This is a genomic window from Oceanicola sp. D3 (genome assembly GCF_006351965.1).
GTDB lineage: Bacteria > Pseudomonadota > Alphaproteobacteria > Rhodobacterales > Rhodobacteraceae > Vannielia.
In genome coordinates this window covers 1773044-1797262 of sequence record NZ_CP040932.1, presented here as the reverse complement: position 1 = coordinate 1797262, position 24219 = coordinate 1773044, and the positions used below count along the sequence as shown (strand labels likewise).

Genomic DNA, 24219 nt, shown 5'->3' with positions numbered 1-24219 from the left:
GCTTCAGGAGTTTTCCATGCGCGCCGTTCTTGTTTTCGTCGCCCTTTCCCTGCCCGCCACCGCACAGGAGCGGGTGCTTTCCCCCAAGCGGGCCAGCGGCTATGACGGCATCATCACCCAATGCGTCACCCTCACCCGCGAGGCCTACGCCAACGATATGTGCGCCCCGCTGGCCACCTCGATCGCCGGCATGGCCACCAAGGCAGACCTCGCCCACATACATCTCGGCCTTGTCGAATGGGGCTTTGGCACAGATGAATATGCCCCCACACCCACCGATCTTCCGATGGTCGCGCCGGTCAACCTCACCTTCTACATCCGCGGCGTCTCCGATCCCGCCGGGGCAATGATCTGGGCCTCGCTCTACCGCGAAGTGCCCGAGGGGCGGCTTGTCATCTGGGAGGATTCCGGCCTCGGCGTGGGCGAAGAAAGCGTCATCCGCGACGGCCTTTCCACCGGCATCGCCCGCAAGCTCCAGCCGGTGATCGACGCGCTCGCAGAGGCAAATTAACAACCCCGCGCAAGCCGTTCATTTAACGCGTAAAAATCACGCCCACCACCGCCACGCACAAGGCCCTGCCGCTCTACTCCATCGCCACCGGCAGCGCCGTGGTGCTCTTGATCTCTTCCATCGAGAGCAGCGCCGTGACGTTGTGAATTTTAACCTCGCCGATCAGCGCCTGATAAAATTCATCATAGGCCCGCGCATTCGTCACCTGCACCTTCAGGATGTAGTCGATATCCCCCGCCAGCCGATGCGCCTCCAGCACCTCGGGCCGCGCACGCAGCGCTTTCAGGAACTTCTGCTGCCAGTCCGCCTCATGCTCGCTGGTGCGGATCAGCACGAAAAAACACGCCTCCAGCCCCAGCGCCTCAGCGTTCAGCAGCACGGTATTCTGGCGGATCACCCCGGCCTCGCGCATCTTGCGCACACGGTTCCAAACCGGCGTCTTCGAACTGCCTACTTTCTTGGCAATTTCGTCCAAAGATTGCGCAGCGTCACTTTGCAGTTCTGCAAGGATTTTCCGGTCGATCTTGTCCAGACGGACGGACATTCGCTTTTCTCCAGAGTTGATGGAATTCCGGCCCTTCACGGGAGTTTCTCGGAACGTTTTTCCCTAACTGCCGTGAACCCCTGCCAATTACCAGAACAAAATTCTACATTCTGCACAAGCAACAGGAGCCGCCGCCATGCAGCATTTCCCGATCTTTCTCAACACCCGCGGTCAGCGCGTGATGCTTTCGGGTGGAGGCGAGGCAGCGCTGGCCAAGCTGCGCCTACTCACCAAGACCGAAGCCGATCTGCACGTCTACGCCGCCGATCCCCACGCCGATCTGCAAACCCTCGCCGCCGAGGGCCGCATCACCCTGCACAGCCGCGCCGCCCGCGCGGGCGACTTCGCGGGGGCCCGCCTCGCCTATGGCGCCAATGAGGATCACGCCGAAGACACCCGCATCAAGGCACTGGCCGAGGCCGAAGGCGCGCTGGTCAACATCGTTGACGATCTGCACAACAGCCAGTTCATCACCCCCGCCATCGTCGATCGTGACCCGGTGACGGTGGCAATCGGCACCGAGGGCGCCGCCCCCGTGCTCGCCCGCGCCATCAAGCGCGACCTTGAAGAGCGCCTGCCCACCTCCCTCGGCTTGCTCACCCGCGTCGGCAAGGCCTTCCGTGCCGCCGCCGACGCGCTGCCGATGGGCAAAAAGCGCCGCGACTTCTGGGCCGAGTTCTACTTCGACAAAGGCCCCAAGGCGCTGGCCCAGGGCGAAGAGAGCGCCCGCACGGCGCTCGATGAGCTGCTCGCCCGCCACCTCGCGCAAGCCCCCGAACCGGGCGAAGTCGCCTTCGTCGGCGCGGGCCCCGGCGATCCCGAGATGCTCACCCTTGCCGCCCGTCGTGCGCTCGATGAGGCCGAGGTTGTCATTCACGATGGCCTCGTTTCCCCCGAAATCCTCGAACTCGCCCGCCGCGAGGCGCTCATGATCGACGTGAGCAAGAAGGGCTTCGGCAAGAGCACCCCGCAAGAGGCGATCAACGCGCTGATCGTCGGCCATGCGCTCAAGGGCGAAAAGGTCGTGCGCCTCAAGGCCGGTGATCCGGTCATCTACGGTCGCCTCGATGAAGAGCTGAAGGCCCTCGCCCCCCACGGCATCGCCACCCGCATCCTGCCCGGCATCACCGCCGCCTCCGCCGCCAGCGCCGCCCTCGGCCAGAGCCTCACCAAGCGAGGTCGCAACTCGGAGCTTCGATTTCTGACCGGGCACGACACCAAGGGCTTCACCGAGCAGGATTGGTCCGCCCTCGCCCGCCCCGGCAATGTCGCCGCGATCTACATGGCCAAAAAGGGCGCGCGCTTCCTTCAGGGCCGCCTGATGATGCACGGCGCGGCCCCCGAAACAGATGTGACCGTGGTCGAAAATGCCTCGCGCCCCGATATGCGCGTGCTGCACACCACCCTCGCCGCCCTGCCAGACACAACCGAGGGCCTCGACGGCCCCGCGGTCCTCCTCTATGGCCTCGCCCCACGCGACGCCACCGATGCTCTCGAATTGAAGGTTGCCCAGTAATGCCCAAGCCCTTTACCCCCAAGGTCGTCACCGCCAACGCGCTCATCGAGGGCGATGTGATCTACCTGACGAATAACGGCGAATGGTCGCGGCGCCACGAGGATGCCCGGCTCTTCACCGATGAAGCCGCCGCCAACGCCGCTCTGGCCGCCGCCGAGCTTCAGGCCTCCGAAATCGTCGGGGCCTACCTTGCCGACGCCACCTCCGGCGCACGCGGCCCCGAGCCCACACACTTCCGCGAGGCCTTCCGCGCCACCGGCCCCTCCAACTATGCCCACGGCAAACAGGTGGATCTCTGATGTATAGCTATACCGACTTCGACGAAGCCTTCGTCCGCACCCGCGTCAGCCAGTTCCGTGCTCAGGTCGAGCGCCGCATCGACGGCTCGCTCACCGAGGACGAGTTCAAGCCGCTGCGCCTTATGAACGGCCTCTACCTCCAGCTGCACGCCTACATGCTCCGCGTGGCCATCCCCTATGGCACCATCTCGGCCCGCCAGATGCGCCAGCTCGCCTTCATTGCCGACAAGTGGGACAAGGGCTACGGCCATTTCACCACCCGCCAGAACATCCAGTACAACTGGCCCGCACTGAAAGACGTGCCCGACATGCTCGAGGCGCTGGCCGATGTGCAGATGCACGCCATCCAGACCTCCGGCAACACCATCCGCAACGTGACCTCTGACCACTTCGCCGGGGCCGCCGCAGATGAGCTGGAAGACCCGCGCCCCTACGCCGAGCTCCTGCGCCAATGGTCCACCGACCACCCCGAGTTCCAGTTCCTGCCCCGCAAGTTCAAGATCGCGGTGACGGGGGCCGAGGCCGACCGCGCGGTGATCCGCAGCCATGACATCGGCCTCCAGATCGTCGAGCAAAACGGCGAAACCGGCTTCAAGGTCATCATCGGCGGCGGGCTTGGCCGCACCCCGATGATCGGCAAGGTGGTGCGCGAGTTTCTTCCCAAGGAAGACCTGCTGCCCTACTGCGAGGCCATCGTCCACGTCTACAACACGCTCGGACGGCGCGATAACAAGTACAAGGCCCGCATCAAGATCACCGTCCACGAGAACGGGATCGACACCATGCGCGACCTCATCGAAGCGCGCTTCACCGAGATCCGCCCCGAGTTCACCGGCGTCGATCAAGAGCTTCTGGCCGGCATCAAGGCCCAATTCGCCACCCCGCCGCTGCGCGAGGGCGATACCGCCGCCTATGACGCCGCCTACCAGATGGACCCGATCTTCCGCGCCTGGGCCGACACAAACCTGACCGCGCACCGCAAGGCCGACCACGCCATTGTCACAATTTCGATAAAGGCCCATGGCAAGACGCCCGGAGATGCAACCTCCGACCAGATGCGCCTTATGGCCGATCTGGCGGAAGAGTATGCCCACGGAGAGCTGCGCATCAGCCACGAGCAGAACGTCATCCTGCCCCATGTCCACAAGGGCGACCTTCCCGCGATCCATGCGGCGCTGAAGGCGGCCGGGCTGGGCACCGCCAACATCGGGCTTGCGTCAGATATCATCGCCTGCCCCGGCATGGACTACTGCGCCCTCGCCACCGCCCGCTCGATCCCGATTGCTCAAGAGATCGCCACCCGCGTCGACGAGCTGAAGATCGAGCACGAGGTCGGTGAGCTGAAGATCAAGATCTCCGGCTGCATCAACGCCTGTGGCCACCACCACGTGGGCCACATCGGCATCCTCGGGCTGGATCGCGCGGGGGTCGAGAACTACCAGGTCACGCTCGGCGGCGATCACACCGAAACCGCCGCTGTCGGCACCCGCATGGGCCCCGGCTTCTCGGCGGACGAGATCGTGCCGGCCATCGAACGCCTGATGCTGGCCTACCTCGACCTGCGCGACGCGCCCGAAGAGACCTTCCTGCAAACCTTCCGCCGGTTGGGGGATGCGCCTTTCAAGGCCGCCCTCTACCCCGAAAGCGAGGCCCGCAATGCCGCGTGATACCGTCACTGGCGTGACCGACGAGGTGGCCGAAGCCCGCGCCGCCGCCGAGGCCCGCGCCCTCAACGAACGGTTCGCCGGAGCCACGGCGCAGGAAGTCCTGCGCCACGCCCTGACCGATCCGGCGATGGGCCGCATCGCCACCGTCAGCTCCTTCGGGGCCGAGTCGGTGGTGCTGCTGCACATGATCTCGCAGATCGACCGCGCCGCACCGGTCCTCTTCATCGACACCCAGATGCTCTTCGAGGAAACCCTGCAATATCAAACCGATGTTGCCGAAAAACTCGGGCTGACCGGCATCGAGCAGATCCGCACCGCCGATGTGGACCTCTCCACGCAAGACCCCGACAACACCCTGCACCAGCGCGACACCGACGCCTGCTGCGACCTGCGCAAGACCGTGCCGCTCGCCAATGCCCTGCTGGCCTATGACGGCTGGGTGACGGGCCGCAAACGCTTTCAGGCCGAGGCCCGCGCCACGCTGGACTACTTCGAAAGCGAAGGCCCCCGGATCAAGATCAACCCGCTCGCAGGCTGGTCGGCCACCGAGCTCAAGGCCTACATGGATGAGCACGATCTGCCCCGCCACCCGCTCGTGGCCAAGGGCTATCCCTCCATCGGCTGCTGGCCCTGCACCACGCCCGTCAAAGAGGGCGAAGACGCCCGCGCCGGGCGCTGGCGCGGCGAAGACAAGGAAGAATGCGGCATCCACTTCATCGACGGCAAGGTCGTGCGCGGCCCCCTGCCCGAGAGTGAAACCGCTCCCGAAAGGAAGAGTGCCTGACATGACAAACGTGATCGTCACCGACACCGGCTTTGCCGCCGATGACTGGGCCCACCCCGTCACCCCGCTCGCCGAGTTGGAAAACACCGAGGCAGGTGCCCCCGCGCTGGCCGTGGATCTCGCACCCGGGGATGACCCGGCAGCCCTGCAATCCCGCCTCGACGGCATCGACCTGATCCGCATCGCCTTCCCCAGCTTTGCCGATGGTCGCGGCTTCACCCATGCCAAGGCCCTGCGCCGCATGGGGTTCGCCGGGCGCCTTCGGGCCGCGGGCCATGTGATCTCCGATCAATACGCAATGGCGCGGCGCTGTGGCTTCGACGAGGTCGAAATCTCCCCCGATCTCGCCGCCCGCCAGCCCGAGGCCGAGTGGAAGTTTCGCGCCGACTGGCAAGCGCATGACTACCAGTCCCGCATGCGCGCCTGAGCCGCCTCGAACATATTCAGAAACCCTGATACAGATCAAAGCACCAAGGAGCCGCGCGGCCGACAAAGCCCGCGACAGATGCATATGACCGAACAGAGCCCCGTGACAGAACAAGCCGCCCAACCCGTCAAAGCCAAGCCCACGCTCCCCGACGCGCAAACCGTGACAGAGGTGAAGCACTACACCGACCGGCTGTTCAGCTTCCGCTGCACCCGCCCCGCGTCGCTGCGCTTCCGCTCCGGCGAATTCGTGATGATCGGCCTGATGGGTGACCCGGATCCGAAAACCGGCAAGCAAAAGCCCCTGCTGCGCGCCTATTCCATTGCCTCGCCCTCATGGGACGAAGAGCTGGAGTTCTACTCGATCAAGGTGCAGGACGGCCCGCTCACCTCCAAGCTCCAGCATATCCAGCCCGGCGACGAGCTGATCCTGCGGCCCAAGCCCGTCGGCACGCTGGTGCATGACGCCCTGCTGCCCGGCAAGCGCCTCTGGTTCTTCGCCACCGGCACCGGTTTTGCGCCCTTCGCCTCCCTGCTGCGCGAACCGCAAACCTATGAAGACTACGATGAAATCGTCATCACCCACACCTGCCGCGAAGCTGGCGAGCTGACCTATGGCCGCGAGCTGATCGAAAGCCTCAAGGATGACGAGCTTCTGAACGAGGTGATCGGCGAGGGCTTCTGGAAGAAGATCCGCTACTACCCCACCACCACCCGCGAAGAGAGCGCCAAGATGGGCCGCATCACCGACCTGATGCGCACCGGCGAGGCCTTCACCGACCTCGAATGCGCGCCCCTCAACCCCGAGACAGACCGCGCGATGATCTGCGGCAACCTCGCCTTCAATCTCGAACTGAAAGAGATGCTCGAAGGCTACGGGCTGGAAGAAGGCGCCAACTCCAAGCCCGCCCATTACGTCGTCGAAAAGGCCTTCCTCGACTGACCGATCGGGCGCGGCGGCTCTTGCCCCGCCGCGCCTTTCGCCCTAGTCGGAGAAGATGGATACCGCCTTCCTCATCTCCGCCTTCGTCACCCTCTTCGTGGTGATCGACCCGCTCGGCCTCGCCCCCCTCTTCGCCGCGCTCACCCATGACGAAACAGAGGCCCGCCGCCGCGCCATCGCAATCCGCGCCGTGGCCATCGGCTTTTCCATCCTGCTGGTCTTCGGCCTCGCTGGCGAGGCGGTGCTCGAATTCGTCGGCATCTCCATGCCCGCCTTCCGCATTTCCGGCGGGCTGCTGCTGTTTCTCACCGCGCTCGAAATGCTCTTCGAGCGCCGCACCAAGCGCCGCGAGGACCAGGCCGAGGAGGATCGCCCCGATCCCTCCATCTTCCCCCTCGCCACGCCCCTCATCGCCGGGCCGGGGGCGATTGCCTCGATGATCCTGCTCTCCGGCGCGCCCAACGCCACCTGGTCCACAACGCTTCAGGTCATCGGCGTCATGGCCACGGTGCTGGCCATCGTGCTCATCCTCTTTCTCGGCGGCGGCCTGCTTTCGCGGCTTCTCGGCAAAACCGGCATCAACGTGGCCACCCGCCTCCTCGGCATGCTGCTCGCCGCGCTCTCGGTGCAATTCGTCATCGACGGGCTGCGCGACCTCTCCCTGCTCTAGCAAATCGCCGCAGCGCCCCCTAAATACCTGATATGGACGGCGATACCCTCGGACGGCTCACCTATCTCATCCTGCTCGGTGTCTTCATCGGCAGCTACTTCTTCGTGTCTGGCCGGACCAACTGGGGCCAGACAGCCCGGCACGCCGCGCTCTGGGTCTTCATCTTTCTCGGCGTGATCGTCGCCTATGGCCTCTGGAATGACGTGAAGCGTGAGGTGGCCCCCCGGCAATCGGTCTTTGCCGAGGATGGCCGCGTCGAGGTGCCCGTCTCCCCCGATGGCCACTACTACCTGACGCTCGATATCAACGGCGCGCCCACCCGCTTCGTGGTCGACACCGGCGCGTCTGACATGGTGCTCTCCCGCGCCGATGCCCGCGCCGCCGGGATCGACCCCGACAGCCTCGCCTACCTGGGCCGCGCCAATACCGCCAACGGCGAGGTGCGCACCGCGCTGGTGCGCCTCGACGAGGTCAGCCTCGGCGGCATCTCCGACAGGAACGTGAGCGCATTGGTCAATGACGGCCAGATGAACGGCTCTCTTCTCGGCATGCGCTACCTTGAGCGCTTCGCCTCGGTCAGCTTCTCGCGCGGCGAGATGATCCTCCAGCGCTGATCCGCTCAAGCGGATTTCTATGCCCTCAGCATCTTTTTAATTGGCGCACCGCACCGCCACGCCCGACCCTTGAGCCACGCGCCGCCACGGCGCACCAAGGGAGGAACCACCATGAAACGCACCCGCTTCACCGCGGCCGCGCTGCTGCTTGCCACCAGCCCCGGCCTCGCCACCGCCGCCCCCGATGCCAAGGGCTGCACCGCCCTGCGCGGCCTCTCCGTGCCGCCCGAGGCCATCGGCCTGCCCAGCAGCGGCGCCGACATTCACACCGCCGCCTTCATCGAGGCCCCGGTCCCCTACTGTCAGCTGAACGGCGCAATCGACCCGGTCGATCCATCGGCACCCGACATCAACTTTCAGGTCAACCTGCCCGCCGAGTGGAACGGCAAGGCCCTGCACTACGGCGGCGGCGGCTACAACGGCAGCCTCGTCACCGGTCTCGCCCAAGCCAAGTTCAACCCCGAGGTCGAGCCAACCCCGCTCGAAAAAGGCTACGCCACATGGGGCAGCGACAGCGGCCACCAATCCGGCTCCTCGCTCTCGGGCGAGTTCATGCTCAACGAGGAATCCCTGCGCAACTTCGGTGGCGAACAGCTGAAGAAAACCCGCGACACCGCAATGGCCGCCCTCACCGCCTTCTACGGCGAGGCCCCAAGCCGCACCTACTTCCAAGGCAGCTCCCAAGGCGGCCACGAGGCGATGATCGCCATCCAGCGCTGGCCCGATGATTATGACGGTGCCCTCGTCACCCACCCCGCCAACCCCTTCGTCGGCCTCCAGCTGTCAGGCATCCGCGCGGGCCAAGCCTTCTACGCCGAGGGCGCCTATATGTCCCCCGCCGATGTCGAGCTGCTCAACAGTGCGGTCTTCGCCGCCTGTGATGGTCTCGACGGCGCAGAAGACCGGCTGATCGGCAATATCGCCGCCTGTGAGGCTGCCTTCGACGTGCAAAGCCTCGCCTGCGAAGGCGACAGCGCGCAAGAAGGCCAATGCCTCACCCAAGCCCAGATCACCGCGCTCGATGTGATCGCCACCCGCACCGAAACCCCGCCCCTGCAAGGCGGCGCAACAGGCTTCTCCGGCTGGCCGATCTACCTCGCGGGCGATCTCTACGGCCTCTGGGGCATGGGCACATCGCCCGAGCTCACCAACCCGCCAACCCCGGTCGCCAACTTCGGCCTCGCCGTGCTGGCCGACCCGATGATCCGCTACGGCGTGCTGGCCGACCCCGACGCCAACACCATCGAGTTCGACCCAGAGGCCCACGCCGCCCGCCTTACCGAACTGTCGGAAATCACCGATGCGGTTGAGGCCGACATGTCCGGTTTTGCCGATAAGGGCGCCAAGATCCTGCTGATGCACGGCACCACCGATTTCGCCATCCCCTTCGGCAATACCGTCGACTGGTACGAACGCGTGGTGGCGGAGATGGGCCGAGAGGCCACGCGTGACTTCATGCGCTTCTGGCTGGTGCCCGGCTTCGGCCACGGCTCCGGCGAGTTCCAGATGCGCTGGTCGAGCCTCGATGCGCTCGACGCCTGGGTCGAAGAGGGCACCGCCCCCGAGGGCCTCGTCATGACGGACGCCGCCGAAGCCACCGCAGGCCGCAGCCGCCCGATGTGCGAATACCCGGCTTTTGCCCGGCTGAACGAAGGCGCAAACGACCTCAACGCCGCCACCAGCTACAGCTGCGTCACCGAGTAGCCCGTGCCCATTTTCTTGCTGTAAATATCTCCTGCCGGAGGCCCAAATCTCTTCTGGGCCTTCGGCACCCCCGGCCACCAACCTGGCCGAAACTGCCCGCCCGCGCGTCATGGTTAGGGCGGGACGTGTCCCGCCACCCCGAAAAGCCGCTACCCGCCGCTCTCGGCCTTCTTCTCCCAGCGCCCGCTCTCTTCCGACCAGTATTCGGCCACCGCGCCCGCCCCGGTGAGCGCCTTCCACTGGCCCCGCGCGTGCTGCACCGCATCCGGGTCATGCCCGTCAAACAGCACGCAAACCCGCTCCAGCGTGGCCACCTCATCAGGCTGCACCCCGGCACCATCCACCGCCATCAGGCAGGTCGCGCCATTGGGCATCTCCTCGCCCGTGGTCAGCAGCACCGGCTGCAGCGCGTCATGCGGCCCGCCCGCGCGGCCATGGGCCAAAAACTGCTCATCCGGCCCCTTCCATAGGGCCTCGTCCAGCCAGCCCATCCGCCCCTCGTCCCGGCCCCGCACGGCCACCCGCCAGCCTGCGGCGAGCGAGCGCTCGAGCAGCACCGGCAGGGTGGCTTCCAGCGGGCGCTGGGTCAGGTGATAGAACATGGCCTTGCCCATCAGGGCTTACCCCTCATAGCTATCCGCAATCAGCCGGTTGAGCGCCAGCACACCCCAGCCAGAGGCCCCTTTCGGCCCAAGCGCGGGGGCCTCGGCGGGCTGCGCGACACCGGCAATGTCGAGGTGAATCCACGGGGTCTCCTCCTTCACGAACCGGCGCAGAAACTCGGCTGCCGTGATCGACCCGCCCCAGCGGGTGCCCACGTTCTTCACATCCGCCTTCCGGCTCTTAAGCAGCTTGGCATAGGCCTTGCCCAGCGGCATCCGCCACGCGCCCTCGCCCTCGGCCTCGGCGGCCTTCAGGAAGGCCCCGGCAAACCGGTCGTCGTTGGAGAAGACGCCCGCGTTCTCATGCCCCAGCGCCACAATGATCGCCCCCGTCAGCGTGGCCAAGTCCACCATCGCGGCGGGCTTGAAGCGCTCCTGCGCGTACCACATCACATCGGCCAGAACGAGGCGGCCCTCGGCATCGGTGTTGATCACCTCAACCGTGTCGCCCTTCATGCTGGTCACAATGTCACCGGGCCGTTGCGCGCGCCCGTCGGGCATGTTCTCCACGAGGCCCACGAGCCCCACCACGTTGGCCTTGGCCTTGCGCTCTTTCACCAGCTGCATCACGCCGCTGACAACACCGGCGCCGCCCATGTCCATCGTCATGTCTTCCATGCCGCCCGCAGGCTTGAGGCTGATGCCGCCAGTGTCAAAGACAACGCCCTTGCCCACCAGCGCCAAGGGCGGTTCGTCTCCGCCGCCATTCCACTGCATCACCACGACCTTGGAGGGGCTCTCCGAGCCCTCGCCCACGCCCAGCAGGCAGCCCATGCCGAGCTTCTCCAGCTCGTCTTCCTCCAGCACCTCCACCGTCAGGCCATCGCCCTCCAGCGCCTTCAGCCGGTCGGCAAAGCTGGTGGTGGTCAGCACATTGGCAGGCGCGTTCACGAGATCCCGGGTAAAGGCCACGCCCCCGGCCATCGCCTGCACCTCGGTGCCGTCCACCTCTTCAGGCTTTGCCAGCATCATGGTGATCTCAACCGGGGCCTTGGGCGCCTTCGAGGTCATCTCCACGTAGTCATAGGCCCCCAGCAAGGCCCCCAGCAGCAGCGCATCCGCGCGCTTGACCGCGCCCGCCAGCACCAGCACCGGGCCCTCCCCGGCGGCCTTGCCAATGGCCGCACCCGCCCTGCGGGCCGCCTCCAGCGTCGGGCGGCGCGACAGGCGCACCACCTGCACCGCCTGGGCTTCCATGCCCGCAGGCCATGTCAGCTCGGTCGCTTCGCCCTCTTCCACCTTGCCCCAGGCCTCGCTCTCCACCAATCGCTTCAGCGCACCCCGGGTCAGCCGGTTCACCCGGCGGGCGGGCACATCGAGCGTGCCATTGTCGGGCACCAGCACCACCACCCGGCCCTCAGCCCCTGCGATGGCGTCGATATCTGTTTCCTTCAGGGTAAAGCGGGGCAGATCGGTCATGGGGCGACTCCTTTGGTTGCGTGCCGCACATAGCTAGGGCGAAACCGCCCCGAAGGAAAAGGGGGGCTGGCGAAGCGTCACCCTCCGGGGGGTGTCAGCCGGTGGCGTTCGGGCGAAAGTGGCCGCTCCGGGCGCAGCCCAAGGCCCACCACCGCGCCCACCCGGCGTTGCAGCCAAGGCAGGGATGAAACCAGCCGCAGCACCATCGGAGCGCGGTCGCGCCGCGCGCGGGGCCCGTCACCGCGCTCCAGGATCGGGCCAAGAAGCCGGTTCTGTATCAGCCCCTGCAAAGCCTGGGTCGCGCGTGTTGGCCAGGCGCGGCGGCGGCGCAGGGCCTCAAGGTCCACCTCCTCCAGCCGCCCCTCCGCCAGCGGACCGGCCAGCAGATTGGCGGCGGCCACGGCATCCTGCACCGCAAGGTTAATGCCCACCCCGCCCACGGGCGACATCGCATGCGCCCCGTCACCGATCATCACCAATCCCGGGCGCGACCATTTCGTCAGCCGGTCCATCCGCACGGTCAGCAGCTTGAGCGCCTCGATGTCCTCCAGCCTGTCCACCACCCCGGCAAAATCCGGCACCGTCTCGGCCACCTTGCGGCGAAAGGCCTCGATCCCCTCCGCCCGCACCTGCGCCGCCCCGCCCTTGCGGATGACATAGGCACATTGAAAGTAGTCACCCCGGTCGATGGTCACCAAGATGCGCCCGCCCCGGCTGCGCAACAGCGGCTCGGGTTCGCTCCCGCGCGTGTCGCCCCCCGGGCGAGGCAGCGAAAACCAGAGCACGTCAATCGGCGCGCCCACCTCCTTCATCGGCAGCCCAGCGGCCTGCCGCACCCGGCTGTGCCGCCCGTCCGCCCCAATCACCAGCCGCGCAGTGACGCGGCGCTCGGTGCCCTCCTCCCGCACCGTCACGCCAGTCACCGGGCCGCCCGGTTCCTGCTCGACCAGCCCGGTCACCTCTGCATTCATCCGCAACTCGAAGCCGGGCAGCTGCGCGGCGGTGCGCGCGATGAAATTCAGCAGGTGCCACTGCGGCACCATCGCGATGAACCGGCAGCGTGCCTTCAGCCGGGAGAAATCCGCCACCGCCACCCGCTCCTCGCCAAACACCCCGCCAAGGCGCGGCAGGCGGTTGTGGGGCAGCGCAAGAAAGCTGTCGAGCAGGCCAAGGTCTCCGAAGATGTCGAGGGTGGAGGGGTGCACCGTGTCGCCGCGAAAGTCGCGCAGGAAGTCGCCATGCTTCTCCAGCACAAGCACCCGGCAGCCGGCGCGGGCAAACAGCAGGCCCGCGATCATCCCGGCAGGCCCGCCGCCGGCGATGACGCAGTCGTACTCCGGCGCTTCGCCCATCCCGGCCACCTTCCGCAGCTTGCATTGCTTCCGCACAGCCAGCCTGCCCCGGCATCATTGCCTGTTTCAACCCCGCGCGCGATCCGCTAGATTTCGCGGCAACCAGAACAACACCGCCGGGGCAGTCCGCGTGCCGAGATACGACCGCTATATCCTCTCCCAACTTCTGGTGCTGTTCGGCTTCTTCTCGCTCGTGCTCGTCTCGGTCTATTGGGTCAACCGCGCGGTGATCCTGTTTGACCAGCTCATCGCAGACGGCCAGTCGGCGGGCGTGTTCGTGGAGTTCACCGCGCTCTCGCTGCCCAACGTGATCCGCCTCGTGCTGCCGATGGCTGCCTTCGTGGCCACGGTCTATGCCACCAACCGGCTGGCTTCGGAAAGCGAGCTGGTGGTCATCCAGGCCACCGGCTTCTCGTCCTGGCGGATGGCGCGGCCGGTGCTGTTCTTCGGGCTCTTCGTGGCGCTGCTGATGGCGGTTCTGGTGCATGTGCTGGTGCCCGCCTCGCGCGGCCAACTGGCCGAGCGGCAATCAGAAATCGCCAATAACATCACCGCCCGCTTCCTCACCGAGGGCCAGTTCCTGCACCCCGCCTCCGGCATCACCTTCTACATCCGCGAGATCTCTCCCGAGGGCGAACTGCGCGATGTGTTCCTCTCCGATGCCCGCAACCCCGACGAGCGCACCACCTACACCGCCGCCCGCGCCTTCCTCGTGCGCCAGGAGACCGGGCCGAAACTGGTGATGTTCGACGGCGCCGCGCAAACCCTCTCGGCCGAGACAGAGCGGCTCTTCACCACCGCCTTCTCCGACTTTTCCTACGACATCGGCGCGCTCATCACCTCCTCCGCCTACGCCCGCACCGATATCCGCCACTACCCGACGGCGGCGCTGTTCTCTCCCACAGAGGAGGCGCTGGAGATCACCGGGCGCACCCGGGCCGAGTTTACCTATGAGGGCAACCTGCGCATCGCGCAGCCGTTTACGGCGCTGGTGGCGGCCCTGATCGGCTTTGCCACGCTGATCACCGGCGGATTCTCCCGCTTCGGGGTCTGGCGACAGATTCTCGTGGCGGTGGGGCTGCTGATCGTGGTGCAGGTGTTGGAGACGGTGGCCGCAGGGGCCGCGCGCAAGGATGCCGCGCTCTGGCCGGTGGTCTACCTGCCGGTGGCGGTGGGGCTGGCGATCACCGCGGCGCTGCTGTGGTATGCTGACCGGCCCTTCATGTTCACCCGGCGGCGCAAGGCGGAGGCCCCCGCATGACCCGCCGCTGCTGCCACATGGCGCTGGCCCCTGCCGCGCGGAGGCTTCACCCATGAAGCTCCACTTCTACTTCGCCCGAAAATTTGCCCTCGCCCTGTTCGGCGTCTTCGCGGTCTTCGGCCTGCTGCTGACCCTGCTCGATATCGTCGATCAACTGCGGCGCTTCTCCGATACCGGCATCAGCTTTGGCGGCGCGCTGGAGCTCTCGCTGCTCTCCGTGCCGCAAACGCTCTACCGCATCCTGCCGCTGATCGTGCTGCTGGCCACGCTGGTGCTCTTCCTCGGGCTGGCCCGCAGCTCCGAGCTGGTGGTGACCCGCGCCGCCGGGCGCTCGGCGCTCCGGGCGCTGGTCTCTCCGGTGGTGGTGGCGCTGCTGCTCGGCGGGCTGGGGATCGCGGTGATGAACCCCATCGTCGCCGCCACGCAGGTGCGCTACGAGCAAAAGGCAGCCGACCTGTCATCGGGCGGCGGCTCGGTGCTTTCAATCTCGGGCGAAGGGCTCTGGCTGCGTCAGGGCGGGCCAGAGGGCCAAACGGTGATCCGCGCGGCACGCGCCAATCTCGACGGCACCACCTTCGAAGGCGTGACCTTCCTCAGCTTCGCGCCCGCAGGGGCCGAGGTGCAGGGGCCGGTTCAGCGCATCGAAGCGGCAGCAGCGCGGCTGGAGCCGGGCCGCTGGGTGCTGGAAAACGCCAAGGTCTGGCCGCTGGTCGGCGTGCCCAACCCAGAGGCCGCCTCCTCCCGCGCGGTGGAGATGGAGCTGCCCTCCGCCCTCACCCTCGACCAGATCCGCGACAGCTTCGGCACCCCCTCGGCCATCCCGATCTGGGAGCTGCCCGGCTTCATCGCCAACCTCGAAGGCGCCGGGTTCTCGGCCCGTCTGCATAAGGTGTGGATGCAGATGGAGCTGGCCCTGCCGCTGTTCCTGATGGCCATGGTGCTTGTGGGGGCGGGCTTCACCATGCGGCATACGCGGTTCGGCAAGACCGGGCTGATGGTGCTGCTGGCGCTGATGCTCGGCCTCGCGCTCTACTTCATCCGCAACTTCGCCCAGATCCTCGGCGAGAACGGCCAGATCCCCGTGACCATGGCCGCATGGACGCCCCCCGTCGCGGGCATCCTCGCCTCACTCGCCCTGCTCTTGCACCTGGAGGACGGCTGATGCTGCGGCTCCTCGCCACGCTAGGCCTCTTCGCCCTGCTCATCGGCCCCGCCAGTGCCCAGCAGTCCGAAGAGGCGGTGCTGCTGGCTGACCGGGTGGAGATTGCCGGAAATGACAGGCTGATCGCCACCGGCAACGTCGAGGTGATCCAGGGCGACACCCGGATGACCGCCGGACGTATCGTCTATGACCAAAGCACCAATATGCTGGTGATCGACGGGCCCATCACCCTCAACGACGGCGCGGATACGGTGATCCTCGCCTCCGACGCCGCGCTCTCGACCGACCTGAAGAACGGCCTCCTGCGCTCCGCCCGCATGGTGCTCAACCAGCAGCTCCAGCTTGCCGCCGTCGAGATCAACCGGGTCAACGGCCGCTACACCCAGCTCTACAAAACCGTCGCCTCAACCTGTCAGGTCTGCGGCAAGCGCCCGGTGCCGCTCTGGCAGATCCGCGCCAAGCGGATCATCCACGACGAGCAGGAACGGCAGCTCTACTTCGATGGCGCGCGCTTCGAGGTGGCCGGCGTGCCGATCATGTATCTGCCCCGCCTGCGCCTGCCCGACCCCACGCTGAAGCGCTCCACAGGCTTTCTGGCCCCCACCTTCCGCTCCACCGATGCGCTCGGCTTCGGGGTGAAGATCCCCTATTTCATCACTCTCGGCCCCCACGCTGACCTCACCCTCACACCCTACGTCTCCACCAATTCCACCCGCACGCTGGAATATCGCTTCCGCCGCGCCTTCCGCGCCGGCACGCTCTCGTTTGAAGGCGCGGTCTCCGAGGATGACATCCGCGAAGGCGAGCTGCGCAGCTACCTCTTCACCCAAGGCCAGTTCGACATCGGGCGCGGCTACACCCTCTCCTTCGACGTCGAGACCGTCTCCGACACCGGCTACCTGCTCGACTACGGCTATTCCGACAAGGACCGGCTCGACAGCGCTGTCGAGATCGCCCGCACCCGGCGCGACCAGAACTTCCGCGCCAATATCACCGCCTACCGCTCGCTGCGCGACAGCGAAAGCAACCAGACCCAGCCCACCATCACCGCCGACCTGCACTACGAAAACCGCTTCACGCCGGGCTGGCTCGGCGGCTCCGCGGGCTTCGCCTTCGATCTGCACCACCACTACCGCCGCTCCGATCTGGATATCGACAGCGCCGATAGCGATCTCATCGTCGATGGCCGCGATGTCACCCGCGCCTCCGCCCGGCTCGACTGGCGGCGCGATTGGCTGCTGGATAACGGCATCATGATCGGGGCGCTCGGGGCGCTGAATTTCGACTTCACCGATGTGGCCGATGACGCGGGCTATTCCGACTCGGTCTTCGAAGTCACACCCCAGGCCGCCGTCGAGCTGCGCTGGCCCTTCATCCGCCGCGGCGCCCGGGCCACCCACATCCTCGAGCCCATCGTGCAACTGGCATGGACTGGCGAAAGCGACACCGACCTGCCCAACGATGAAAGCACCCTGCTCGAGTTCGACGAAGGCAACCTCTTCTCGCTCGACCGCTTCCCCGGCGGCGATGTCTACGAGCGCGGGTTGCGCACCAACCTCGGCCTGCGCTGGACCCGTTTCGATTCCAGCGGCTGGACCCTCGGCGTCACCCTCGGGCGGATCATCCGCTCCGAAGACCTTGGCCAGTTCACCGGCTACCCCGGGCTGGAAGGCACCAAATCCGACTGGCTCGCAGCGGTGCAACTCCAGCTGCCCAACCGGCTGACCCTCACCAACCGCGCCCTCTTTGATGACAACTTCTCTTTCTCTAAGAACGAGCTGCGCGCCGCCTGGTCCTCCGATAGCCTCTCGATGGCGGGCTCCTACATCTGGATGGAAGCCAACACGCTCGAGAACCGCCCCCTCGACGTGAACGAGATCACCCTCGACACCGCATGGCAGGTGGATGACAACTGGCTGCTCTCGCTCGACTGGCGCTATGACGTCGAGCAGGACCGCGCCGCCGAGGCCACCTTCGGCGTCGAATGGCGCAACGAATGTGTGGAGGTCGATCTTACGGTCTCGCGCCGCTTCACTTCCTCCACCGCCATCGACCCGACCACCGACATCGGCCTTCAGGTGTCGCTCTCCGGCTTCGGCGCAGGCCGCGCGTCACAGCGCCACCTCGCACGTGGTTGCAGGGGCTGAAGCCATGGGCCACCTCATGCATCCCACCGGGCCCCGCCACGCCCGGCGCATCTGCGTTGCGCTGGCCACCCTCGCGGCCCTGCTCCTGCCCGCCCCCGCGCAGGCCGAGCGGGACGAGGTGGCGAACTGGCCCGCAACCTGCGCCGAGGCCGTGGCCCGCCTCACCTTCGAGCTGCCCGCCGAAGAGCGCCGCCGCCTTGCCGCCATGCCCGAGCAAAACCTGCCCCTGCTCCACCACGGCTACGGCACCCATATCCGCAACAGCTTCGGCCTCTGGCTGGGCAACATCGCGCTGGCCCGCGATTGCACCGGCGCGGCACTCCCCCACCCCGACGAGGCCTCCATGGCCATCATCCGCGCCCTCTGGCTCAGCCTCCAGCCCTGAGCCCGGCCCCTTCACGCCCGCGCAACCGGGGATGACAAACCCCCGCGCCTTTGCGATAAGTCACCAACAATGACCAGAACAGCTTGCAGGCACCCATGATCACTTCGCGTTTCACCCTCCTGTTGCGGTCCGCTCTGGCCGCTCTGCTGGTGCTTATCGGCCTCCCCGCCACCGCACAGGTCGCCACGACCGAGCTGTTCAAACCGGTGGTCACGATCAACGGCAAGGCGGTGACCAACTTCGAAGTCCAGCAACGGATGATCATGCTCAAGCTCTTCCGCACCGCCGGAGACCTCGAAGAGCAGGCCATCGAAGCCCTCATCGAAGACCGCCTGCGCTTCATCGCCGCCGAAGAAATGGATCTTGCCCTGAGCGAGGAAGAAATCATCGAGGGCGAGGCCGAATTTGCCAGCCGCGCCAACCTCACCCGCGAAGAGTTCCTGCAGGCTCTCGCCGGCGCTGGCGTGGCCCGTGAGAGTTTCCGCGATTTCGCCGCCGCCGGCCTGCTCTGGCGTCAGGTCGTGGCACAGCGCTTTGCCCAACGGGCGCAGGCCCAAGTCACCGAAAGCGATATCCAGCGCGCCATCTCCACAACCTCCCGCCGCGGCGGTGGTGTGAAGGTGGACTTCGCCGAAATCATCCTGCCCGCCAACACCCCCGCGGCGGCGGCGCAGGCCGAGCGCCGCGCTGCCGAGCTTGGCGGCACCTCCATGTCCGAGGCGGCCTTCTCCTCCTCCGCACGGCGCTTCTCGGCCTCCCCCTCCCGCGCACGCGGCGGCCGCATCCCCGAGCCGGTGCCCATCGGCAACCTGCCCGGGCCCATCGCGCAGGCCTTCCTCACGTTGGCACCGGGCGAAACCACAGATCCGTTTCCAATCCCCAACGCCATCGCCATCTTCCAGCTGCGCCGCCTGATCGACACCGACGAACCGGGCGATGAGACGACAGCGCTGGAATATGCCCGCTTCCTCATCCCCGGTGGCCGCACCGAAGAAACCCTGACAGAGGCCGCCCGGATTCGCGCCCGCGTCGACACCTGCGATGATCTCTACGCCGTGGCCAAGGGCCTCCCGCCCCAGCGCCTCACCCGTGAAACCCGCGCCGCCGATGATGTGCCCCGTGACATCGCACTGGAGCTGGCCAAGCTCGACGCGGGCGAAAGCTCCACCGCGCTGACCTCCGGCAATGCGCTGGTTTTCCTCATGCTCTGCGCCCGCAGCGCGGCCACGCTTGAAGATGACAGCCCCACGCCCACCCTGCGCACCGGCAACGTCGCCGCCCCGGTCGAGCCCGCCCCCGATGCGGCCACGGCCGAGGCCAGCGAGCCTGAAGGCACCGTGCCCGGCGTGTCCGAGGTCAATCGCCGTGCGGTGCGCGAACGGCTGGTCAACCAGATCGTTGCGGGCTACGCCGCAGGCTACCTCGCCGAGCTGAAGGCCAATGCCATCATCACCTATCCCTGAGGGCGCCCCGCGCCCCATCGCACTGTCCTGCGGCGACCCGGCAGGCATCGGCCCCGAAATCGCGGTAAAGGCCTGGCAACGCTATCGCGCACGCCTGCCCTTCGCCTATATCGGCAGCCGTCGCCACCTGCCGGCCCATCTGCCCGTTGCGCCCGTCACCAGCGCCGCCGAAGCCGCCAGCGTGGCCGCAGACGCCCTGCCACTGATCGAAATCGACTTCGCCGGTGAGAGCCAGCCCGGCCAGCCTGATCCGGCAGATGCCCCCGGCACCATCGCCGCCATCGAGCGAGCCGTGGCCGAAGTGCGCTCCGGGGCCGCCGCCGCCCTCACCACCTGCCCGATCTCCAAGCTGGCACTGATCGAGGGGGCCGCCTTCGCCTTTCCCGGCCATACCGAGTTTCTGGCCCATCTCGCAGGCGGCGGGCCGACCCCGGTGATGATGCTGGCCTCGCCCGCGCTGCGCGTGGTGCCCGCCACCATCCACATTCCGCTGGCGCAGGTGCCCACCGCGCTAACCCCCGAGCTGCTCAGCGAAACCATCCGCATCACCGCCGCCGGTCTGACCCGCGATTTCGGCCTCTCCGCGCCCCGCATCGCCGTGGCTGGCCTCAACCCGCACGCGGGTGAAGGCGGCAAGATCGGCACCGAAGAGCTGCGCTGGATCACCGCCACGCTCGACGATCTCCGCGCCGAGGGCCTCGCCCTTACCGGCCCCCTGCCCGCCGACACCATGTTTCACGCCGCCGCCCGCGCCCGCTATGACGCGGCAGTGTGCATGTATCACGATCAGGCCCTGATCCCGGCCAAGACGCTGGCCTTTGACAGCGCCGTCAACGTCACCTTCGGCCTGCCCTTCACCCGCACCTCCCCCGATCACGGCACCGCCTACGATATCGCCGGCCAAGGCATCGCCACGCCCGCCTCCCTCTGCGCCGCGCTCGAAATGGCGCGCGACATGGCCATCGCCCGAGGCGCACATGGCCCAGATTGACGGCCTCCCTCCCCTGCGTGATGTGATCGCGACCCACGGGCTCGCGGCCAAAAAGTCGCTCGGCCAGAATTTCCTGCTCGACCTCAACCTCACCTCCCGCATCGCCCGCATCCCCGGTGACCTCTCGGGCGCCGATGTGCTGGAGGTCGGCCCCGGCCCCGGCGGCCTCACACGCGGCCTGCTGGCCAACGGCGCCCGCCGCGTGCTGGCCATCGAAAAAGACGCCCGCTGCCTCCCCGCGCTGGCCGAAATCGCCGAGGCCTACCCGGGCAAACTCACCGTACTGGAAGGCGACGCGCTCGAAATCGACGCCACCGCCCACCTGACCGGCCCCATCCACGTGGTCGCCAACCTGCCCTACAACGTCGGCACCGAACTGCTGATTAGGTGGCTGACACCGCCGCAATGGCCGCCCTACTGGCAAAGCCTCACGCTGATGTTCCAGCGTGAGGTGGCCGAGCGCATCGTTGCCCAGCCCGGCGGCAAGGCCTATGGCCGCCTCGCCGTGCTGGCTCAATGGAAGGCCGAGGCCCGCATCGCCCTGTCGCTGCCGCCCGAGGCCTTCACGCCACCGCCAAAGGTCTCCTCCGCCGTGGTCCACCTCACACCCCGCCCCGCGCCCGCCTTCCCCGCCGATCCGGTGATGATGGAACGCGTGGTGGCCAAGGCCTTCAACCAGCGCCGCAAGATGCTGCGCGCCGCGCTCAAGGGAATGCACCCGCAGATCGAGGCCAAGCTCGAAGAGGCAGGCATCAAGCCCACCGACCGCGCAGAAACCGTCCCGATCAGCGGTTTCGCCGCCCTCGCCCGCGCCCTGAGCTAACGGCAGCCCCCCAAAACGCAAAACGCGCCCCGAAGAGCGCGTTTTTACATCCGTTCCAGCAAAAGCCCTTACTCGGCGGCCTTGGTCTCCGGGGCCTTGCCACCCTCGTCACCGCTGCCGGTGTCTGTCGCGGCAGGCTTGCGGGTGCGCTTGCGGCGCGGCTTCTGCGGCTTGCTTTCCGGCGTTTCCACCAAACCGCTGTCGCTGCTGGCTTCGCTGTCCAAAACATCCATCACATCCGAAGAGCCGGAGCCAGCCTGACGGTCATTGCCGCGGTCTTTCGGGCGCTCATTCTGACGGTCGTTCTGCGGCTCGTTCTGATTGGCATTGCCGCGGTCATCACCGCCCTGCTTGCCACCATCTTCGCCCTGCTGCCGGTCCTGCTGGCCATTGCCGCCGCCCTGCTGCTGGTTGTTGTTCTGGTTGTTGTTGTTCTGGTTGTTATTGTTGTTGTGCTGCTGCTGCCGCGCTTCCTGCTCGCGCTGCGCCTCGCCCAACATCCGAATATAATGCTCGGCATGCTGCTGAAAGTTCTCGGCGGCCACACGGTCATTGCCGAGCTGCGCATCGCGGAAAAGCTGCTGGTACTTGTCGATAATCTGCTGCGGCGTGCCGCGCACCTTGCCCTCAGGCCCCGAGCTGTCGAAAACCCGGTTGACGATATTGCCCATCGAGCGCGAGCGGTTCCCCTTGGAACGCGAACGTGACTTGGAAGATCTCATGTATTAACGGTCCGCCTTGTTGCGGTTTTTGCCTGACCCGGCCGCTGGTTAGCGGTCTTGAAAATGTAGGGTCGGCGATTGGGTGACAGCGAGAGGGCGTGCGCCCAAGCACGGCGCCTCTGCACATTGGTTATATGGGCAAATCGGCCCATGACAAGCGAAAAATCACCCCAATGCGTCACGTTTGGCCCTCTCCCGGCCACAAAACAGGCAAAACCGCGCCGAGTCAGCCCTCGTCGGCCCGTGCGTCTGCGGCCCGTGCGCGCACCACCCGGTCGCGCCCGTCGAGATCCGGCAAAACCTCAATGCCGGTCAGCCCCGCCCCCGCCAGCATCTCCGAAACCGCCGCGCCCTGCGTCGGCCCAATCTCCAGCAGCACCCGCCCACCGGGCGCCAGATGGTCGCCCAGCCCGGCAGCAATCGCACGATAGGCACTCAGCCCATCGCCCCCGTCGTTCAGCGCGCCCTGCGGCTCATGGGCCAACTCGCGCGCAAGCCCGGCCATCTCCGCCTCGGCGATATAGGGCGGATTCGACACGATCAGGTCATACCGCCCGCGCAGCCGCGTAAACCAATCACTCTCCACAAAGCCCGCCCGCCCGGCGAGCCCCAGAGCCTCGGCATTGCGTTGCGCCACCTTGATCGCCGCGGGCGAAAGCTCCAGCCCCACGCCCCGCGCCTGCGTGCGTTCTGCCAGCAAAGACAATAGGATACAGCCCGACCCTGATCCAAGGTCCAACACATCGGCAAAGGCCTCTTCCAGCGCGGCAGCCACCAGAACTTCCGTCTCCGGGCGCGGGTCCAGCACATCAGGCGTCACGATAAAGCGCGCCTTCCAGAAGTCGCGCCACCCGCGAATATGGCTCATCGGGCTACCCGCCGCCCTGCGCTCCGCCAGCTCAATCGCGCGCCCGATCACCCCCGCCTCCAACGCCCTGTCCGGATCGGTCACAAACCGGGTCCGCGGCTCGCCCGAGGCCACCTCAAGGATAATCCACGCCTCCCGGCTGTCGTTGATTCCGCCTTCGCGCAGCCGCGCGCCAATCAGCGCGATCGCCTCGGCAGGCGTGATCACCCGTCCATCTCCGCCAGCTTGCGGGCCTGATCGTCGGCAATGAGCGCCTCGATCACCTCGCCCAGCTCCCCCTGCATCACCCGATCAAGGCTGTAGAGGGTCAGGTTGATGCGATGGTCGGTCAGCCGCCCCTGCGGAAAGTTATAGGTCCGAATCCGCTCGCTTCGGTCGCCCGATCCCACCTGACTCTTGCGGTCGGCGCTGCGCTCGCTGTCCACCCGCTGCCGCTCCAGGTCGTAGAGCCGCGTGCGCAGCACCTGCATGGCGATCTCGCGGTTGCGGTGCTGGCTCTTTTCGCTGCTCACCACTACCACGCCGGTTGGCAAATGGGTGATCCGCACGGCCGAATCGGTGGTGTTCACATGCTGCCCGCCCGCACCGCTGGCCCGCATCGTGTCGATCCGTATGTCGCCAGCAGGGATGTCGATATCCACCTCCTCGGCCTCCGGCAGCACCGCAACCGTGGCCGCGCTGGTGTGTATCCGCCCGCCGCTCTCGGTCTCCGGCACCCGCTGCACCCGGTGCACGCCGCTTTCAAACTTCAGCCGGGCAAAAACCCCCTCACCCTTCACATGCACCACAGCTTCCTTGACCCCGCCCAACTCGGTCTCGGCAAACTCCAGCACCTCAAAGCTCCAGCCCTGCGCCTCCGAATAGCGCTGATACATCCGCAGCAGATCTCCGGCAAAAAGCGCGGCCTCATCGCCGCCGGTGCCGGGCCTAATCTCGATCATCGCAGGGCGCGCATCGGCGGCGTCACGCGGCAGCAGGGCCAGCTGCAACGCCTCCTCGATCTCCGGCAGGCGTGCGCGCAGCGCCGGTAGCTCCTCCTCCGCCAGCTCCGCCATCTCCGGATCGGCCAGCATCGCCTCGGCCTCCTCCAGATCGGCCCGCACCTGCCGCCACGCGCCAATCTGCTCCACCACCGGCTTCAGCTCGGCATACTCCCGCCCCAGCCGCGCAATCTCCTCGCCGCTCACGCCCGCGTTCATCCGCGCCTCGATATACTCGAACCGCGCGGTGATCTCCGCCAATCTCTCATCCGAAACCATGCGCCCCCTCTCCCCCATCAACAGCCT

General features: G+C 66.9%; 24 protein-coding genes. 17 read left to right on the top strand and 7 right to left on the bottom strand.

The features are described 5' to 3' along the window. The first annotated feature begins 16 nt into the window (after nt 1–16). Nucleotides 17–511, top strand: a complete 495-nt coding sequence (locus FHY55_RS09105; protein ID WP_140013891.1) for a hypothetical protein — start codon at nt 17–19, stop codon at nt 509–511. 73 nt (nt 512–584) lie between these two features. Here the strand turns inward: FHY55_RS09105 and FHY55_RS09100 are convergent, their stop codons facing one another. Then, nucleotides 585–1055, bottom strand: a complete 471-nt coding sequence (locus FHY55_RS09100; protein ID WP_140013890.1) for an Lrp/AsnC family transcriptional regulator — start codon at nt 1053–1055, stop codon at nt 585–587. Nucleotides 1056–1191: 136 nt separating this feature from the next. Between FHY55_RS09100 and cysG the strand changes: the two genes are divergently transcribed. The 9 genes from cysG to FHY55_RS09055 all read left to right on the top strand — a co-directional run bounded on the left by cysG (nt 1192) and on the right by FHY55_RS09055 (nt 9678). After that, a complete protein-coding gene (gene cysG, locus FHY55_RS09095) occupies nt 1192–2571 on the top strand; it encodes a siroheme synthase CysG (RefSeq protein WP_140013889.1) in 1380 nt (459 codons plus the stop codon). Continuing rightward, the gene (locus FHY55_RS09090; RefSeq protein ID WP_140013888.1) at nt 2571–2870 is read left to right on the top strand and encodes a DUF2849 domain-containing protein; all 300 of its coding nucleotides are present in this window, start codon (nt 2571–2573) and stop codon (nt 2868–2870) included. The genes cysG and FHY55_RS09090 overlap by 1 nt, the downstream gene beginning before the upstream one ends. Further along, nucleotides 2870–4537, top strand: a complete 1668-nt coding sequence (locus FHY55_RS09085; RefSeq protein WP_140013887.1) for a nitrite/sulfite reductase — start codon at nt 2870–2872, stop codon at nt 4535–4537. Before FHY55_RS09090 ends, FHY55_RS09085 begins: the two co-directional genes overlap by 1 nt. Next, nucleotides 4527–5321 carry a phosphoadenylyl-sulfate reductase gene (locus FHY55_RS09080; RefSeq protein ID WP_140013886.1) on the top strand — a complete coding sequence of 265 codons (795 nt, stop codon included), beginning with the start codon at nt 4527–4529 and terminating at the stop codon, nt 5319–5321. Before FHY55_RS09085 ends, FHY55_RS09080 begins: the two co-directional genes overlap by 11 nt. A gap of 1 nt (nt 5322) precedes the next feature. Next, entirely contained in the window at nt 5323–5748 is a 426-nt protein-coding gene (locus FHY55_RS09075) for a DUF934 domain-containing protein (protein WP_140013885.1), read from the top strand. An 84-nt stretch (nt 5749–5832) separates the two neighbouring features. Then, nucleotides 5833–6690 carry a ferredoxin--NADP reductase gene (locus tag FHY55_RS09070; protein ID WP_140013884.1) on the top strand — a complete coding sequence of 286 codons (858 nt, stop codon included), beginning with the start codon at nt 5833–5835 and terminating at the stop codon, nt 6688–6690. A gap of 55 nt (nt 6691–6745) precedes the next feature. After that, nucleotides 6746–7360, top strand: a complete 615-nt coding sequence (locus FHY55_RS09065; RefSeq protein ID WP_140013883.1) for a MarC family protein — start codon at nt 6746–6748, stop codon at nt 7358–7360. A 32-nt stretch (nt 7361–7392) separates the two neighbouring features. Beyond that, nucleotides 7393–7974 (top strand): TIGR02281 family clan AA aspartic protease, encoded by a 582-nt coding sequence (locus FHY55_RS09060; RefSeq protein ID WP_140013882.1) that lies wholly within the window; start codon nt 7393–7395, stop codon nt 7972–7974. A gap of 111 nt (nt 7975–8085) precedes the next feature. Beyond that, nucleotides 8086–9678 (top strand): tannase/feruloyl esterase family alpha/beta hydrolase, encoded by a 1593-nt coding sequence (locus tag FHY55_RS09055; protein ID WP_140013881.1) that lies wholly within the window; start codon nt 8086–8088, stop codon nt 9676–9678. 149 nt (nt 9679–9827) lie between these two features. Here the strand turns inward: FHY55_RS09055 and FHY55_RS09050 are convergent, their stop codons facing one another. The 3 genes from FHY55_RS09050 to FHY55_RS09040 all read right to left on the bottom strand — a co-directional run bounded on the left by FHY55_RS09050 (nt 9828) and on the right by FHY55_RS09040 (nt 13147). Continuing rightward, nucleotides 9828–10292 (bottom strand): DNA polymerase III subunit chi, encoded by a 465-nt coding sequence (locus FHY55_RS09050; protein WP_140013880.1) that lies wholly within the window; start codon nt 10290–10292, stop codon nt 9828–9830. Between the two features lie 6 nt (nt 10293–10298). Further along, a complete protein-coding gene (locus FHY55_RS09045; RefSeq protein ID WP_140013879.1) occupies nt 10299–11759 on the bottom strand; it encodes a leucyl aminopeptidase in 1461 nt (486 codons plus the stop codon). 77 nt (nt 11760–11836) lie between these two features. Next, nucleotides 11837–13147, bottom strand: a complete 1311-nt coding sequence (locus FHY55_RS09040) for an FAD-dependent oxidoreductase (protein ID WP_254695463.1) — start codon at nt 13145–13147, stop codon at nt 11837–11839. Nucleotides 13148–13241: 94 nt separating this feature from the next. Between FHY55_RS09040 and lptF the strand changes: the two genes are divergently transcribed. The 7 genes from lptF (at nt 13242) to rsmA (ending at nt 21343) form a co-directional block, all read left to right on the top strand. Further along, a complete protein-coding gene (lptF, locus tag FHY55_RS09035; protein ID WP_140013878.1) occupies nt 13242–14372 on the top strand; it encodes an LPS export ABC transporter permease LptF in 1131 nt (376 codons plus the stop codon). 52 nt (nt 14373–14424) lie between these two features. Then, nucleotides 14425–15534: an LPS export ABC transporter permease LptG gene (gene lptG / locus FHY55_RS09030; protein ID WP_140013877.1), complete on the top strand. Its 1110-nt coding sequence runs from the start codon at nt 14425–14427 to the stop codon at nt 15532–15534. Continuing rightward, nucleotides 15534–17681 (top strand): LPS-assembly protein LptD, encoded by a 2148-nt coding sequence (locus FHY55_RS09025; RefSeq protein ID WP_168222962.1) that lies wholly within the window; start codon nt 15534–15536, stop codon nt 17679–17681. The genes lptG and FHY55_RS09025 overlap by 1 nt, the downstream gene beginning before the upstream one ends. A gap of 4 nt (nt 17682–17685) precedes the next feature. Beyond that, complete coding sequence (locus FHY55_RS09020; protein WP_140013875.1) at nt 17686–18066, top strand: DUF6794 domain-containing protein; 381 nt, start codon at nt 17686–17688, stop codon at nt 18064–18066. A gap of 95 nt (nt 18067–18161) precedes the next feature. Continuing rightward, nucleotides 18162–19529 (top strand): peptidylprolyl isomerase, encoded by a 1368-nt coding sequence (locus tag FHY55_RS09015; RefSeq protein ID WP_140013874.1) that lies wholly within the window; start codon nt 18162–18164, stop codon nt 19527–19529. Then, nucleotides 19507–20520 (top strand): 4-hydroxythreonine-4-phosphate dehydrogenase PdxA, encoded by a 1014-nt coding sequence (gene pdxA / locus FHY55_RS09010; protein ID WP_140013873.1) that lies wholly within the window; start codon nt 19507–19509, stop codon nt 20518–20520. Before FHY55_RS09015 ends, pdxA begins: the two co-directional genes overlap by 23 nt. Beyond that, nucleotides 20507–21343, top strand: a complete 837-nt coding sequence (rsmA, locus tag FHY55_RS09005; protein ID WP_140013872.1) for a 16S rRNA (adenine(1518)-N(6)/adenine(1519)-N(6))-dimethyltransferase RsmA — start codon at nt 20507–20509, stop codon at nt 21341–21343. Before pdxA ends, rsmA begins: the two co-directional genes overlap by 14 nt. A 68-nt stretch (nt 21344–21411) precedes the next feature. On the opposite strand, the gene FHY55_RS09000 is transcribed toward rsmA, so the two are convergent. The 3 genes from FHY55_RS09000 to prfA all read right to left on the bottom strand — a co-directional run bounded on the left by FHY55_RS09000 (nt 21412) and on the right by prfA (nt 24192). Further along, nucleotides 21412–22065, bottom strand: a complete 654-nt coding sequence (locus tag FHY55_RS09000) for a DUF4167 domain-containing protein (protein ID WP_140013871.1) — start codon at nt 22063–22065, stop codon at nt 21412–21414. Nucleotides 22066–22291: 226 nt separating this feature from the next. After that, nucleotides 22292–23140, bottom strand: coding sequence for a peptide chain release factor N(5)-glutamine methyltransferase (gene prmC / locus FHY55_RS08995; RefSeq protein ID WP_254695462.1), 849 nt, complete (start codon nt 23138–23140; stop codon nt 22292–22294). After that, on the bottom strand, nt 23137–24192 hold the full coding sequence (gene prfA, locus FHY55_RS08990) for a peptide chain release factor 1 (protein ID WP_140013870.1): 1056 nt from the start codon (nt 24190–24192) through the stop codon (nt 23137–23139). The genes prmC and prfA overlap by 4 nt, the downstream gene beginning before the upstream one ends. Between the last annotated feature and the right edge of the window lie 27 nt (nt 24193–24219).

What these genes read in the sequence shown, in the direction of transcription:
- pdxA (WP_140013873.1), top strand. Translation starts at nt 19,507, where the DNA reads ATGCCATCATCACCTATCCCTGAGGGCGCCCCGCGCCCCATCGCACTG.
- prfA (WP_140013870.1), bottom strand. Translation starts at nt 24,192, where the DNA reads ATGGTTTCGGATGAGAGATTGGCGGAGATCACCGCGCGGTTCGAGTAT.
- FHY55_RS09070 (WP_140013884.1), top strand. Translation starts at nt 5,833, where the DNA reads ATGACCGAACAGAGCCCCGTGACAGAACAAGCCGCCCAACCCGTCAAA.
- FHY55_RS09000 (WP_140013871.1), bottom strand. Translation starts at nt 22,065, where the DNA reads ATGAGATCTTCCAAGTCACGTTCGCGTTCCAAGGGGAACCGCTCGCGC.
- FHY55_RS09025 (WP_168222962.1), top strand. Translation starts at nt 15,534, where the DNA reads ATGCTGCGGCTCCTCGCCACGCTAGGCCTCTTCGCCCTGCTCATCGGC.
- FHY55_RS09065 (WP_140013883.1), top strand. Translation starts at nt 6,746, where the DNA reads ATGGATACCGCCTTCCTCATCTCCGCCTTCGTCACCCTCTTCGTGGTG.
- FHY55_RS09060 (WP_140013882.1), top strand. Translation starts at nt 7,393, where the DNA reads ATGGACGGCGATACCCTCGGACGGCTCACCTATCTCATCCTGCTCGGT.
- cysG (WP_140013889.1), top strand. Translation starts at nt 1,192, where the DNA reads ATGCAGCATTTCCCGATCTTTCTCAACACCCGCGGTCAGCGCGTGATG.
- FHY55_RS09050 (WP_140013880.1), bottom strand. Translation starts at nt 10,292, where the DNA reads ATGGGCAAGGCCATGTTCTATCACCTGACCCAGCGCCCGCTGGAAGCC.
- FHY55_RS09020 (WP_140013875.1), top strand. Translation starts at nt 17,686, where the DNA reads ATGGGCCACCTCATGCATCCCACCGGGCCCCGCCACGCCCGGCGCATC.
- lptG (WP_140013877.1), top strand. Translation starts at nt 14,425, where the DNA reads ATGAAGCTCCACTTCTACTTCGCCCGAAAATTTGCCCTCGCCCTGTTC.
- FHY55_RS09075 (WP_140013885.1), top strand. Translation starts at nt 5,323, where the DNA reads ATGACAAACGTGATCGTCACCGACACCGGCTTTGCCGCCGATGACTGG.
- FHY55_RS09045 (WP_140013879.1), bottom strand. Translation starts at nt 11,759, where the DNA reads ATGACCGATCTGCCCCGCTTTACCCTGAAGGAAACAGATATCGACGCC.
- FHY55_RS09090 (WP_140013888.1), top strand. Translation starts at nt 2,571, where the DNA reads ATGCCCAAGCCCTTTACCCCCAAGGTCGTCACCGCCAACGCGCTCATC.
- FHY55_RS09085 (WP_140013887.1), top strand. Translation starts at nt 2,870, where the DNA reads ATGTATAGCTATACCGACTTCGACGAAGCCTTCGTCCGCACCCGCGTC.
- rsmA (WP_140013872.1), top strand. Translation starts at nt 20,507, where the DNA reads ATGGCCCAGATTGACGGCCTCCCTCCCCTGCGTGATGTGATCGCGACC.
- FHY55_RS09080 (WP_140013886.1), top strand. Translation starts at nt 4,527, where the DNA reads ATGCCGCGTGATACCGTCACTGGCGTGACCGACGAGGTGGCCGAAGCC.
- FHY55_RS09015 (WP_140013874.1), top strand. Translation starts at nt 18,162, where the DNA reads ATGATCACTTCGCGTTTCACCCTCCTGTTGCGGTCCGCTCTGGCCGCT.
- FHY55_RS09100 (WP_140013890.1), bottom strand. Translation starts at nt 1,055, where the DNA reads ATGTCCGTCCGTCTGGACAAGATCGACCGGAAAATCCTTGCAGAACTG.
- FHY55_RS09105 (WP_140013891.1), top strand. Translation starts at nt 17, where the DNA reads ATGCGCGCCGTTCTTGTTTTCGTCGCCCTTTCCCTGCCCGCCACCGCA.
- FHY55_RS09055 (WP_140013881.1), top strand. Translation starts at nt 8,086, where the DNA reads ATGAAACGCACCCGCTTCACCGCGGCCGCGCTGCTGCTTGCCACCAGC.